This is a genomic window from Nonomuraea insulae, from assembly GCF_042656245.1.
Genome location: NZ_JBHSPA010000005.1, coordinates 1 through 12,736, shown reverse-complemented (window position 1 = coordinate 12,736; position 12,736 = coordinate 1). Strand labels below are relative to the sequence as shown.

Here is a 12,736-nt window from a genome sequence, read left to right as displayed (position 1 = left end):
TCAATCGTGCCTCGGGAAGGCGGCCCGGTGAGGGCCGGTGTCGGGGTCGAACTCGTGGCGGATCCTGGCGCAGTCGTCGAGCAGCGCCCCCTGGAGGGACCGGAGCGCCGCGTGGCGGGTCTGGTGGAACTCCGTGGCGAGGCGGTGGTGGTGGCGTTCGGCGTCGTCGAGGGCGTCGCACAGGTCGTCCATGTCCTCCTGGTGGCTCCGGCCGACCTGGAGCATGCCGAAGTCGCGGAAGACGCGGGACAGGGCGGCCAGCTCGTCCGCCAGGGCCTCCGGCAGGTCGGCGCCGCGCTCGCCGGGCAGGCCGCGTACGCCTTCGATGAGGTCGGCCAGGCCCCTCGCGACGCTCCTGAGCTGGTGGCAGGCGTGGTCGAGGCAGGTGGCGGCCTCGGCCACCTGGCGCAGGCGGCGGTCGTAGCGGCGGCGGCGCGGCGACAGGCGTACGGACTCGGCCGCCTGGTCCGCCGCCGCCTCCGTGTCCTCCAGGCGCTGCGACAGGCTGCGGGCCTCGTCGAGCCAGTCGCGGGCCATGTCGGCGTCCCAGCCCTCACGCAGGCCGCGGGACATGTCGTCGGCCAGGGAGGCCAGTTCGCCGGACAGGCCGCTCAGCTCCTTGCGGGCCTTGTCCACGAAGCGGGGCGGCATGACGAGGAGGTTCGCGGCGATGCCGATGGCGGCGCCCAGGAGCACGTCCGCGAGGCGCGCGAAGCCGTACGTGCTGCCGAGCGCGAACACCAGCAGCGCCGTGATCGGGATCTGCACGTTCTGGGCGGGCAGGTTGAGCAGCCGGGTCAGGACCAGGCCGGCCACCACCAGCACGGCCAGCGTCACCGCGTTGGCGCCGATCAGCCAGACCAGCGCCGTGGCCGCCCCCACGCCCACCACCACGGCCATGATCTGCTGCCCGCCCCGCACCAGCGTGCTGTACGCGGTCGCCGACACCGTCAGCAGCACCCCGACGGGCACGAGCACCGGCAGGTCCACCTTGAGCACGTACGCGGCCAGCCACCACCCCAGCGCGCACGCCGCCGTCACCTTGACCGTCTGGGCCAGCGCCTCCCGCTCCATGCGCAGCCAGCGCCCGAACCCCATGCTCCGCACCAGCGCGAGCGCCGACGCCCCGCGCGACACGATGCGTCCGAGCGGGGAGCCGGTGAGCGTCTGCCTGCGCCCCTTTTCGGTCTCCACTTCCCACCATCTGCCCAGATGAGCCCCTGATAGAGCCGTCCGTAATCGGGTAGCTGCAGGCTGCAGCGAGGGGAGTGTGGCGAATGTCCGGCGATCTGATCGTTCCTGATGCCGCGCGGGGCTTGGTGGTGTTCGTGCACGGCAGCGGCAGCGGACGGCACAGCCCGCGCAACCGTTACGTGGCCGCCGCGCTCAACGAGGCGGGGCTGGGCACGCTGCTGTTCGACCTGCTCACGCCGGAGGAGGAGGCCGACAGGGCGAACGTCTTCGACATCGGGCTGCTGGCCGAGCGGCTGCTGGAGCGTACCGCGTGGGTCCGTGAGCAGCCGGACGCGGCGGGACTGCCGGTCGGCTACTTCGGCGCCAGCACCGGCGCCGCGGCGGCCCTGTGGGCGGCGGCCGAGCCGGACAACACGATCGCCGCGATCGTCTCGCGCGGCGGCCGGCCCGACCTGGCGGGGGATCGGCTGGCGGCGGTGAGGGCGCCGACCCTGCTCATCGTGGGCGGCCGCGACCCCCTGGTGATCGAGCTGAACGAGGAGGCGCAGCGGCGCCTGCGCGCGGAGAGCCGGATCACGGTCGTGCCCGGCGCCACCCACCTGTTCGAGGAGCCCGGCGCGCTGGAGGCCGTGGCCGGACATGCCAGGGACTGGTTCACGACCTGCTTCGCCGGACCCGGGGTGAGCACGTAGCGGAATCGCTCAATCACGTTGCCGTAATTCTCCGTTTGTGCGAACGTCAACTGCGGATCACCTTCCGAAATGACGGCGGTTGCGGACGTGCCTCTTCTGGAGATCAACGGGCTCACCTGGGACACACATGGCACCGCACGCCGATTATCACCCGACCCGCTGACCCTCGACCCCGGGCAGAGCGCCGTGGTGGTGGCGGGGGACGCCGCGGAGGCCGACGCGTTCACCGACCTCCTGCTCGGCCTGGAGGCCCCTGTCGACGGCCGGATCAGCATCGACGGCCGGCAGATCATCATGTGGGGGCCCGCGGAGCGCGAGATCGGGCTGGTCCCCGCCGACGCGGGCCTGCTGCCGCACCTGACCGTCGAGCGGAACCTCGCGCTCGCCGCGACGCGTGACGACCTGGCGCCGTCGTTCGCGCGCGGCCGGATCACGTTCATGGCCAGGCGGATGAACATCCAGGGCTTTCTTCGCTCAAGGCCGCACGAACTGGCCCACGACGAGCGGCTGAACGTCGCGCTGGCCCGTGCCCTGTGCCGGTTGCAGCCGGTGAAGGTGATGGTGATCGAGGACCGTACGGGCTGCGGGCCCTGCCACGCGGCCGTGAGCGGGGCGCTGGGCGCCGATCCCGGCCTGGGCGTGCTCGTCGTCACCGACGACAGGACCCGGGTGGCCAGTCTCGCCTCGCCCGCTCACTTCTGGGAGATCGCCGATGTCCCTGAGTCGTAGGGCGTTGCTGGCCGCCGTGCCGGCCGTGGCGGTGGCGGGTTGTGCCGCGCAGTCGCCGCTGCGGGTGGCGGTGGTCTGGAGCGGGGCGGAGTTGCGGCGGTTCCTGCGGGTGGTGGACGCGTACATGGCGCGCTACCAGCGGCCCGTCAGCGTCTACTCGGCCGGCGACAACATCAGCGCCCTGCTGCGCGGCCCCGCCCAGGACGTCATCCCCGACGTGGCCGTCATCCCCAGGCTGGGGCTGCTCTTCGACCCGGTGGTACGGCCCCGCGTCCGTCCCATGACGGGCGGCCACGCGCAGCCGGAGTTCTGGCGGCGGCTCGTGACGCCGTACGGGAGCCGGGAGGAGCTCGGCGCCTGGTTCAAGATCGCGCACAAGTCGCTCGTGTGGCACCGTGCGGGAGAGCAGGAACCACCCGCTGACCTGGCCGCCTGGCAGCCCCCGCGCGGCGGTCTCGCGATCGGCGCGGCCGACGGGTGGGTGCTCAGCGACTGGTTCGAGAACGTGCTGCTCGCCTACGCCCCCGAGGTCTACGGCGGGCTCTTCCCGCCCGCCGAGCAGGGCAACCCGGCCTGGTGGGGCGTGGCCAAGGTGACCGAGGCGCTCACCCTGCTGGCCACCCTCTGGCGTGAGGCGTTCACCCGCGACCAGGGCAGGCGCGCGCTGACCATGCAGTTCCACGACTCCGTGCTCGACGTCTTCACCTACCGCACCGCCGACCTGCTCGCCGCGCCGGACTTCGCGCTGCCGGTCATCGAGCTGTACGGCGGCAGGGGCATCGCCGCCCACTTCCGCTTCCCCGCCCACGGGGACAATCCGGCCCCGCTGGTGGTCGGCGGCGACGTGGCCGTGGCGATGAAGCGCGGCGGCCAGGACGCCCTCACCTTCGTGAACTGGCTGACCAGGCCGCGCGCCCTGGGCGAGCACGACGCGCTGACCGAATGGGTCGGCGAGGGCGGCTTCCTGACGCCGTACAGCGTGCCCTCCCATCCGCTGCTGCGCGGCCCCTCGGCGGACCTGACCGGCGCCGCGAACCGCCACTACGACCTGTCCGACCGGCTCATCGGCCGGCTGGAGGGCGGCGACGGGCGCGGGCTCTGGCGGGTGCTGACCGAGTTGTTCACCGACGTCACCGCGGGCACGACCGCCCCGGCCACGGCGGCGCAGGCAGCCCGCGACAAGATCGTGGCCGACGCCGGGGAGAGCGGCCGGTGAGCGAGCAGAACGCCTTCCTGTTCGAGGTCGCGCCGCACCACGACGCCGGCGGGCCGGCCGCCGGCCACGGGCTCAGCCGCTGGCGCGCCTCCCTCTACCTGCTGCTCGCGGTGTTGTTGTCGGCGGGCGTCATCCTGTTCCCGCTCCTGGTGACCGTGGTGATCAGCTTCTCCACGCCGGGCGCCTGGTACGACGTGCTGCGCGACGCCCAGGCCTGGCAGGCGGTCGGCAACACGCTCCTGTGGTGGGTGCTGGTCGTGGTCGTGTGCGCCGTGGGGCTGGGCCTGGCCTGGCTGGCCAGGAACGCCGGGCCGCTGGTCGGCCGGGCCCTGCGCGTCGTCCTGGTGTTGCCGGCCGTGGTCTCCCCGCTCACCACGGGCGCGATCTTCCGGCTGCTGTTCGACACCAGCCACCATCGCGGCCTGGCCGCCGCCCTGCTGGGCGCGGACACGGCCTTCCTCGGTCCCGGCTGGATCTGGATGGTGCTCGGGCTGGCGTTCGTCTGGCAGTGGGCCGGGATCGCGTTCCTGGTCTTCCACGAGGCGCTGGCCCGGCTGCCGGGCGGTCTGCTGCGGATGGCCAGGGCGTTCGGCGTGGGGCGGTGGCGGCGGCTCTGGTCCGTGGTGCTGCCCGCGCTGGCCGGGCCGGCGGCGCTGGCGTACCTGTTCGCGCTGGTGGCCGCGGCCCGCGTGTTCGACCTGGTGCTGATGGGCGTGCCCGGGTCGACGCAGGCGCTGGTCGAGGGCGGCGGGCTGTACTGGTGGCGGCACAACGACGACCTGGGCGACGCGGGGGCCGCCGCGCTCGCGGTGCTGATGTCGCTGCTGGTGGCGGGGCTGGCCTCGCTGGCACTGCTCGGGGTGCGGGGCCGGATGGGCTGGTCGGAGCCGGTGCCGCGGCCCCGTGAAGTGCGGCGTCTGTGGCCGCTGTGCCTGGTGGTGTCGGTGGTGTGGTTGCTGCCGTTCGTGGCGTTGGTGCTCACCTCTCTGCGGGAGCCGGTCGAGGCGGCCAGGTCGGGGTGGTGGAGCGGCGGGCCGTGGACGCTCGGCTCGTACGCGGACGCGCTGGCCGACCCCGCTTTCACCGGCGCGCTGGGCACCACGTTCCTGCGGGCGTTCGCGGTGGTCTGCGTGGTGTTGCTGGCCGCCGTGCCCGCCGCGTACGTGCTGGCCCACGAGCACCTGCTGCCGCGCCGCGCCTGGCGGCCGGTCCTGCTGGTCTCGGTGGCCCTGGCCGCGCTGCCGCCGCAGGCGTTCGCCGTGCCGCTGCAACGCTGGCTGAGCCCGATCGGCACCGCCCCCGGGCTGGCCATCGTGCACGCGGCGCTGGTGATCCCGCTGGCGGTGCTGGTGCTGCACAACGCGTTCGTGCGGGTGCCGGCTCCCATGCTGGCGCGGGACCGCTGGGAGCTGGTCCACGTCGTACGCGAGGCGCGGCCCGCCGTGGTGCTGGCCGGGGTGCTGGCGTTCGTCCTGGTGTGGAACGACGCGGTCGTCGGCCTGCTGCTCAACTGGCCGTCCGGCGACCATCTGCCGCTGATCCTGCTGGAGCAGGCCCGGCACTTCATGAGCGCCGCGAGCCCTCTGGCGGCGCAGGCGGTGATCGCGACCGCGGTGCCCGTGCTCGTGCTGGCCGTCACGGGACGCTGGTTGTACCGGGGGCTGACGCGGGGGGTGCGGCGATGACGGACATCTCGCGCAGGGACCGGCTGCGGTTCGGGTTGTCGCGGTGGTACCGCCGGGCCGCGGCGCACCTGCCGGAGCTGGGGCTCGGCGGGCTGGTCACGGCGGGCGGAACGGTCCTGCTGGTGCAGGAGGAGCTGATCAAGCAGCTCGCCGGCGGCCTCCCGACCTGGCTGCTTGCCGTCTTCGCCATCCCGGTGCCGGTCGCGGCCGTCTGGCTCACCCACCGCGTACGCCGCCGCCGCGACCCCGCTCCCAGGCCCCTGCTGGCCACGGTGCCCTTCCCCGACAGGATCGACGGGCTGGCCGGCCGGGACGCCGAGCTCCAGCGGGTCAAGGACCGTGCGCTGGAGCGCGGGGTGGTCGTGGTGCAGGGCGCGATGGGCATGGGCACCTCCGCCGTGGCGATCAGGGCCATGTGGGACCTGGCGGGCGAGGCCAGAAGGCAGCGGTACGCCGACCTGCGCGGCCCCGACCGCGAGCACCCGGAGACGCCGCTGAGCGTGGCCCAGCGGGTGTTGCGCACGCTCAACCTCCCGCCCGGCGGCATCAAGGAGCCCCAGGACGCGACCGCGCAGGTGATCGAGACCCTCACCGGCACGGGCTGCGTGCTCCTGCTGGACAACGTCAGCACGTGGAGCCAGGTCGAGTGGCTGCCGCCCAGGGTGCCCGGCGCGCACATCGTGGTGGCCGGGACACTCTCGGACGAGCTGCCGCAACACGCGGACCCGATCCAGCTCGGCCCGCTCGGGCCGGAGGCCGGGCAGGCGCTGCTGGCCCGGCACATCGGCGACGACCGCGTCACCCGCGACCCGAAGGCGCTGGAGCTGCTGGTGGACGTCTGCCTCGGCAGCCCCCTGGAGATCGTCAGGGTCGGCCGCTGGCTGGCCCGCAACCCGAACGTGCGTCTGCAGTCCCTGGTCGACGACCTGCGCAACCTGCCCATCGACCAGACGCTCGACTTCGTGCTCAACCTGAGCGTCAAGCAGCTCCGGCCGACCGCCAAACAACTGCTCATCCTGCTGGCCGGGCTGCCGATCGCCGAGGTGGACCACCAGGCCGCCGCCGCGCTGCTCGGCGTGCCCTCCGCCGCCGACGCGATCGGGGAGCTGGCCGAGCTGGGCCTGGTGGAGAACGTGCGGATGACGCGTGTGCGGATCACCAGCGCCTTCCGTGACAGCGGCACGCCACAGGAGGTCGCGGCCTGGCGGCGGCTGGTCGAGCACTTCGCCGAGCAGGCCGGCGCCCACGCGGAGCGGCTGCCCGCCGAGGAGGCCAGGACCTGGTTCGCGATGGAGGACCGGGTGTTGCTGCAGGTGCTGGCCAGCAAGGAGCCGGCGCCCAAGACCGGGCGCGCGCTCGGGCTGATCGCGGACGCGCTGGAGACCTGGTTCCGGCTCGAACAGCGGCACGAGGACCGGCTGCGTACGGCCGCCGCGCTGGCCGGCGCCGCCAGGACGCTCCGGGACGAGCGCGTGCAGGCCGCGGCCGAGCAGCGCCAGTGCGCGATCCTGCTCACCTCGGGAGATCCGCGCACGGCGCGCCGGCACTTCAACCGGGCGGCCGAGCTGCGGGTCAGGGTGGAGTCGTGGCCCGCGGAGCTGCACCTGGAGCACGCGGCGATCCTGCTGGCCAGCGGCGATGAGTTCACCGCCGTGGAGTCCGCGCTCGTCAGGTACGGGCAGGCGTTGCCCGGTGGCGACGCCGCCGGGCACGCGTCGCGGCTGACCAACGTGGCGGCGCTGCTCATGCGCAAGGGGCAGACGCTCGATCACGACGGACGCGGTCCCGAGGCGCGCAGCCTGTACGCCAACGCGCGCGCCGTGCTCATCCAGGCCATCCACCTGGCTGACCGGGCCGATGACCTGGGCGCGGAGGCGCACGCCCGGGAGCTGCTGGCGCTGGCCTGCCATTTCCTGGGCCTGGACGCCGACGCTCGCGCCAACCTGGCGCAGGCCGAGCGGCTGTACGCCGGGGCGTCGGACGAGATCGGGCGGGCGCGGTGCCTGGTGCAGCGGGCCGGGGTCATGCTGGAGGGGTCGGGGCACCCGCAGGAGGAGGTGGTGGCGCTGCTGGAGGAGGCCGAGCCGCGGCTGCCGCCCGCCGGGGTGAGCACCGCGCTGGCCCACCTGCACCTGGGGAGGCTGCGGCGGGAGCTGGCCGCGGAACACCAGGAGGCGGGGCTGGCGGCGCTGTCGCCCTGGGACGGGATCGCCGAGCCCAAACAGGTCAGCGAGCTGCGCGCGTTGTTGCTGGCGCTGTGAGATGACGGGCTTGGCGCACGTTGTGAGGTGACGGGCTTGGCGCGTTGTCGCTAGCGCTGTGAGGTTATGGGCTTGGCGCCTGTGGCCTCGGCCGTCATGCGGTCGTAGACCTCGGGTGCCGTCGTCTCGCAGCCGAGCCGGTGTCCCGTCAGCTCGCCGTGGTCGTCGCTGGAGCCCGTCACGGCCAGGTCGAGGTCGCGGGCCAGGGCGCGGATGTGCTGGCGGGCGTAGGCGTCGTGGTCGAGGTGGTCGGCCTCCACGCCGAAGAGCCCGACCGCCGCGAGCTCGGCGATCCACTCGTCAGGGACGACGTAGCCGCGCTTGGCCGCCTTCGGGTGGGCCAGGACGGGCACGCCGCCGGCCGCGCGGACCAGGCGTACGGCTCGGTCGGGGGCCAGGGCGTAGCGGGTGACGTACGCGCGGCCGCCCGTGCCGATCCACTGCGGGGTGAAGGCCAGCGCCGGCTCGGCGATGGCGCCCGCGGCGACCATGGCGCGGGCGATGTGCGGCCGCCCGACGGCGCCGCCGGCGGCCAGCGACGACACCTGTTCCCAGGTGACCGGCACGCCCAGCTCCGTCAGCCGTTCGACGGTCACCCGGGCGCGTTCCTCGCGGGCCTGTTTGATGCGGGCGCATTCGGCCAGCAGCCGGGGCTCGTGCGGGTCGAAGAGGTAGGCCAGCAGGTGAATGCTCTGGCCGCCGCGCCGGCAGGACAGCTCCATGCCGGGCACGAGGGTCAGTCCGTCGGGGAGGGCCTCGACGGCGGCGGGGTGTCCGGCGACGGTGTCGTGGTCGGTCAGCGCGAGCACGTCGAGCCCCCGCTCACGGGCCCGGCGGACCACGTCGGCCGGGGGTTGCGTGCCGTCGGAGGCACTGCTGTGGCTGTGCAGGTCTATACGCATCGAGTCCTATTACACCGCCACTGTGGCCAAAGTCTTGCCGTCGAGGGTCTGGATCGTGAAGTGGTTGAGGTCGGACTGGGGAAGACTGGTACCGCCGTGCAGCACCAGGGGGTCGGGTGAACCGGGCACGCCGTACCCCTTCTCGGGCACGCCCCAGCTCGCCACGACCTCGGAACGCCCGTCGTCCCCCACGGCCATGAGCTGGCACTGCAGCGGGCCCTTGACGCCCTTGAGCTCCAGCGCGACATGGGTGCCCCAGCCCTTGTCCTCCAGGCCGACGACTCCGGACACGCCGGTGGTGGCGTCGCTGACGGGGTAGGTGCGGCCGGTCATGAGCAGGTCGCGGGCCGGGCTGTGGATGCTGTCGGGGTTGGGGGTGCTGGTCATGGAGCTGACGCCGAGGAAGATCCCGGCCGCGACCACGAGGCACGCGGCGGCGGACATGAACCCCCTGTGGAAGGTGCGGCGGCGGCGCTCGGTGGCGGCCCGGCGTACCAGAAGGGACTCGACCTGCGGGTCCGGCGGGCTGGGCAGGAGATCGTCGGGGTGCACTCCCTTGATCAGCTCACCCATCGCGGCGAAGGCCCCCACCTCGCTCGCGCAGATGCCGCAGCCGTCCAGATGGCGCTCGAAATCGGCCCGCTCCTCCTGGTTGAGCAGGCCCAGCGCGTACGCGGCCACGTCCTCGTGCTGTATCTCGGTCATGGCGTCACCCCCCTGTCATCGTGACGCACCATGCTCACGGCAGCGTCACCCCCCTTTCTTCGAGCGCTATGCGCAGCGCGCGCATGGCGTAGTACACGCGGGACTTCACCGTGCCCACCGGCACGCCGATCGTCTCCGCCGCCTGCTGGACCGTCCGGTCGAGCAGGAACGTCTCTGTGAGGACCTGGCGGTGTGCCGGAGACAACGACAACATCGCGTCGGTCACGACGATCTCCCTGAGTAATCGCTCGTCTTCGGCCGCCACGGGCTGGACACGGTCGTGGATGTTCTCGACGGTGTCGAGGGGGCGCGAGCCCGTGCCGCGCCGGTTGTCGATGACGACGCGGCGCGCGACGGTGGCCAGCCAGGGCATCAGGGAGCCGGACTCCGTACGGAGATCGTGGATGTTGCGCCAGGCTCGTACGAGGGTCTCCTGCACGACGTCCTCGGCCCAGCGGCGATCGCCGCCCGTCAGCCGGACGGCGAAGGCCATGAGTTGACCGCCATATTCGCGGTAGAGGGCTCGGACCATGGCCTCGTCCGTTACACGGTGATTCACTAGCGGGCGGGCTCCTCGCGCTGCGGATATCATGAAATATCGCGCTCGATGCTCTGATATTGATTTATCACTCTAGCCAGAGGCGCGGCCCGGAGGCAGGTAGTTTGCCCGTCTAGCCGCATGACTAGATTTATCCGTTAAATCGTGCTTCAGTCCCCTGGAGACTGGATGATCATTCGGTTGACGATCCGCGACCCGGCAGCCTCCCACGCCGTCGACGTCGAGGTGACGGCGGAGCCGGAGACCTCGATCGGCTCGCTGCTGCGAGCCCTGCCCTTCCCCGTCAAGGGCCGGCCGTGTTACGTCGGGAGCGGCAAGCTCGACCCCGAGGCCGCCGTCGCCGACAGCCCCCTGGTGCCGGGGACGACGATCAACGTGGGCGAGCCCGAGCGTACGCAGTCCTGGCGGCCGATGGCGGCGGCCGGAGCGATCCGCGTGTTCGCGGGCCCCGACGCGGGCCGGGTGGTCTGGCTGAGCCCCGGCAGCCACGTGATCGGCCGCGAATGGACCGACATCAGCCTGCTGCGCGACCAGAAGGTCTCCCGTCAGCACGCCCGGGTGGACGTGTCGTGGACCGGTGAGGCCACCGTCGTCGATCTCGGCTCGCGCAACGGCACGCTCGTGGACGAGATGGCGGTGCGCGGTCCCGCCGTGCTGCGGCCCGACGGCGTGCTGCAGGTGGGCGACGACCGGCTGCGGTGGGCGCCGCTGCCGTCCGCCAGGCTGAGGACCACGCGCAGCAGGGACGGGCGCGTGGACTTCGACCGGGCCTTCTCCCCCGCGCCCGCCGCCCCGGCCGCGCGGATCACCATGCCCAGGAACGAGGTGCCGCAGCGCAATATCGCGGTGGCGCTGCTTTCGTCGCTGCTGCCGCTGCCTATTTCCATCGCTATGGCGATCTTGTTGAAAAGTCCGTATTTTCTGCTTTTCGGAATTTTGACGCCGATCACGTTCTTCGGCACTCAATGGGTGGAAGGACGGCAGCGCAAGAAGAAAGAACGGGAGTTCGACCAGCGTAAGGGGGAGACGTCCGAGCGAATACGGCAGCACGTCGTCCACGAGCAGTGGCTCCGGCACGTCGTCGCCCCCGACGAGGTGGACCTGACCTTCGCCGCCACCCACGAGGGGCCCGGGTTGTGGCCGCGCAACGCCGACTCCCCCGACGGGCTGACGTTGCGGGTCGGGGTGGCCGACGAACCCGCCACGATCACGTTCGACGGTGAGCCGTGGCCGGACTTCGTCCCGCCGCTGCTGCGCGGGGTGCCGGTCACGGTGGACCTGCGCGAGATCGGCGTGCTGGGCGTGATCGGGCCGCCTGACCCGGTGGACGGGCTGCTGCGCTGGCTGCTGGTCCAGCTCGGCACGTTGCGGGCGCCCGACGAGCTGCGGCTGATCGTGATCACCGCGTCCACGGGCGAGCACCTGGCCTGGACGCGCTGGTTGCCGCACCTGAACGTGGAGGCGCCCGTACCGTGCCTGGTCGGGAACACGCCGCAGACCAGGACGGAGCGGATCGAGGAGCTCAAGGACCTGGTCACCGAGCGGCTCAAGGTCAGGGACCGCCGCTTCGGCGAGGACGTGGTCGTGATCCTGGACGGGGCGCGGGCGTTACGCGACATCCCGGGCATGAAGGAGGTGCTCAGAGAGGGGCCCTCGGTCGGCGTGTACGTCATCTGCGCCGACCAGCGCAGCCTGAACGAGTGCCGCGGCGTCTGCGAACTCGACGGCGCCGGCATGCAGCTCACCCGGGGCCGCCAGGGACTGCCGGTGGCCGTGCAGCCGGAGAGCCTCGGGGCGCAGGCCGCCGAGCGCATCGCCCGCGCGCTGGCGCCGATGCGCGATCGGCTCACGCTGGCCAGGGCCGAGAGCGTGATCCCCTCCGCCGTACGCCTGCTGGACGTCCTGGACCTGACCGCGCCCACCGCGGAGGCCGTGCTGACGCGCTGGGCCGCCGATCCCGGGCCGACCACCAAGGTGTGCGTCGGGGCCGACGGCACGGGCCCGGTCGCCGTGGACCTCGCGGCGGACGGGCCGCACACGATGCTCGGCGGGGCGACGGGAGCGGGCAAGAGCATCCTGCTGCAGACCCTGGTGACCTCGTTGTTACTGGCCAACCGGCCCGACGAGCTGAACCTGGTGCTCGTCGACTTCAAGGGCGGCAGCGCGTTCCTGCCGTTCGAGCACTGCCCACACGTGGTGGGACTGATCCGCTCGACCGGTGACACGGCGGCGGACGTGTTCGACGAGAGCGCGGCGCGGCGGGTCCTGGCCTCCGTACGGGCCGAGGTGCGGCGCAGGGAGGCGATCCTGGCCAGGTACGGGGGCGAGATCGACGTCTACTGGCACGCCGGAGGCCGGCTGCCCCGGCTGGTCATGGTGTTCGACGAGTTCGCCAGGGTGCTGGAGACCTCGCCCGACTTCCTGCGCGAACTGGTCAACGTGGCGGCCAAGGGACGCTCGCTGGGCATGCACCTGGTGCTGGCCACCCAGTCGTTGCAGGGCAAGCTCTCCCCCGAGCTGAAGAACAACATCTCCCTGCGCATCACGCTGCGGCAGAACGAGCCCTCCGACAGCACCGAGGTGCTCGGCGTGCCCGACGCGGCCACGATCCCGTCGCGGCTGCGCGGGCGGGGCATGATCATGCGGGTGGGCGGGGAGCAGCGTACCCCTCAGCTCTTCCAGACCGGCTACCTGGGCGATCCGCCGCCCACCGGCGCGGCCCCGGCCACCGCGCGGCTGGTGCCCTGGCCCGCGCTCGGGGTGCCGCGGCCCGCCGCGCGGGGGCTGCCCGCC

At 72.8% G+C, this 12,736-nt stretch carries 10 protein-coding genes; 6 read left to right on the top strand and 4 right to left on the bottom strand.

Annotation, left to right across the window (positions count from 1 at the left end):
- Window positions 1-1,194: an FUSC family protein gene (locus ACFPZ3_RS01900; protein ID WP_379512151.1), complete on the bottom strand. Its 1,194-nt coding sequence runs from the start codon at window positions 1,192-1,194 to the stop codon at window positions 1-3.
- Between the two features lie 83 nt (window positions 1,195-1,277).
- Between ACFPZ3_RS01900 and ACFPZ3_RS01895 the strand changes: the two genes are divergently transcribed.
- The 5 genes from ACFPZ3_RS01895 to ACFPZ3_RS01875 all read left to right on the top strand — a co-directional run bounded on the left by ACFPZ3_RS01895 (window position 1,278) and on the right by ACFPZ3_RS01875 (window position 7,777).
- Window positions 1,278-1,886 carry a dienelactone hydrolase family protein gene (locus ACFPZ3_RS01895; RefSeq protein WP_379512150.1) on the top strand — a complete coding sequence of 203 codons (609 nt, stop codon included), beginning with the start codon at window positions 1,278-1,280 and terminating at the stop codon, window positions 1,884-1,886.
- A 69-nt stretch (window positions 1,887-1,955) separates the two neighbouring features.
- Window positions 1,956-2,615, top strand: a complete 660-nt coding sequence (locus ACFPZ3_RS01890; RefSeq protein ID WP_379512149.1) for an ATP-binding cassette domain-containing protein — start codon at window positions 1,956-1,958, stop codon at window positions 2,613-2,615.
- Entirely contained in the window at window positions 2,599-3,831 is a 1,233-nt protein-coding gene (locus tag ACFPZ3_RS01885) for a hypothetical protein (RefSeq protein WP_379512148.1), read from the top strand. Before ACFPZ3_RS01890 ends, ACFPZ3_RS01885 begins: the two co-directional genes overlap by 17 nt.
- On the top strand, window positions 3,828-5,516 hold the full coding sequence (locus tag ACFPZ3_RS01880) for an ABC transporter permease subunit (RefSeq protein WP_379512147.1): 1,689 nt from the start codon (window positions 3,828-3,830) through the stop codon (window positions 5,514-5,516). The genes ACFPZ3_RS01885 and ACFPZ3_RS01880 overlap by 4 nt, the downstream gene beginning before the upstream one ends.
- The gene (locus ACFPZ3_RS01875) at window positions 5,513-7,777 is read left to right on the top strand and encodes a hypothetical protein (RefSeq protein ID WP_379512146.1); all 2,265 of its coding nucleotides are present in this window, start codon (window positions 5,513-5,515) and stop codon (window positions 7,775-7,777) included. The genes ACFPZ3_RS01880 and ACFPZ3_RS01875 overlap by 4 nt, the downstream gene beginning before the upstream one ends.
- Window positions 7,778-7,827: 50 nt before the next feature.
- Here ACFPZ3_RS01875 and ACFPZ3_RS01870 read toward each other — a convergent pair whose 3' ends face one another.
- From ACFPZ3_RS01870 to ACFPZ3_RS01860, 3 genes are read right to left on the bottom strand one after another with little or no spacing between them, the layout of a single operon-like run.
- Window positions 7,828-8,679 (bottom strand): PHP domain-containing protein, encoded by an 852-nt coding sequence (locus ACFPZ3_RS01870; RefSeq protein WP_379512145.1) that lies wholly within the window; start codon window positions 8,677-8,679, stop codon window positions 7,828-7,830.
- 9 nt (window positions 8,680-8,688) lie between these two features.
- Window positions 8,689-9,384, bottom strand: coding sequence for an anti-sigma factor family protein (locus tag ACFPZ3_RS01865; protein WP_379512144.1), 696 nt, complete (start codon window positions 9,382-9,384; stop codon window positions 8,689-8,691).
- Between the two features lie 34 nt (window positions 9,385-9,418).
- Complete coding sequence (locus tag ACFPZ3_RS01860; protein ID WP_465263535.1) at window positions 9,419-9,943, bottom strand: sigma-70 family RNA polymerase sigma factor; 525 nt, start codon at window positions 9,941-9,943, stop codon at window positions 9,419-9,421.
- A 168-nt stretch (window positions 9,944-10,111) separates the two neighbouring features.
- Between ACFPZ3_RS01860 and ACFPZ3_RS01855 the strand changes: the two genes are divergently transcribed.
- Window positions 10,112-12,736 (top strand): FtsK/SpoIIIE domain-containing protein (locus ACFPZ3_RS01855; RefSeq protein ID WP_379512143.1); only part of this gene is annotated, 2,625 nt, incomplete at its 3' end.

Bases quoted from the DNA above. Each gene is read 5' to 3' on its own strand.
- ACFPZ3_RS01870 (WP_379512145.1), bottom strand. From the start codon at position 8,679: ATGCGTATAGACCTGCACAGCCACAGCAGTGCCTCCGACGGCACGCAA.
- ACFPZ3_RS01895 (WP_379512150.1), top strand. From the start codon at position 1,278: ATGTCCGGCGATCTGATCGTTCCTGATGCCGCGCGGGGCTTGGTGGTG.
- ACFPZ3_RS01865 (WP_379512144.1), bottom strand. From the start codon at position 9,384: ATGACCGAGATACAGCACGAGGACGTGGCCGCGTACGCGCTGGGCCTG.
- ACFPZ3_RS01875 (WP_379512146.1), top strand. From the start codon at position 5,513: ATGACGGACATCTCGCGCAGGGACCGGCTGCGGTTCGGGTTGTCGCGG.
- ACFPZ3_RS01890 (WP_379512149.1), top strand. From the start codon at position 1,956: ATGACGGCGGTTGCGGACGTGCCTCTTCTGGAGATCAACGGGCTCACC.
- ACFPZ3_RS01885 (WP_379512148.1), top strand. From the start codon at position 2,599: ATGTCCCTGAGTCGTAGGGCGTTGCTGGCCGCCGTGCCGGCCGTGGCG.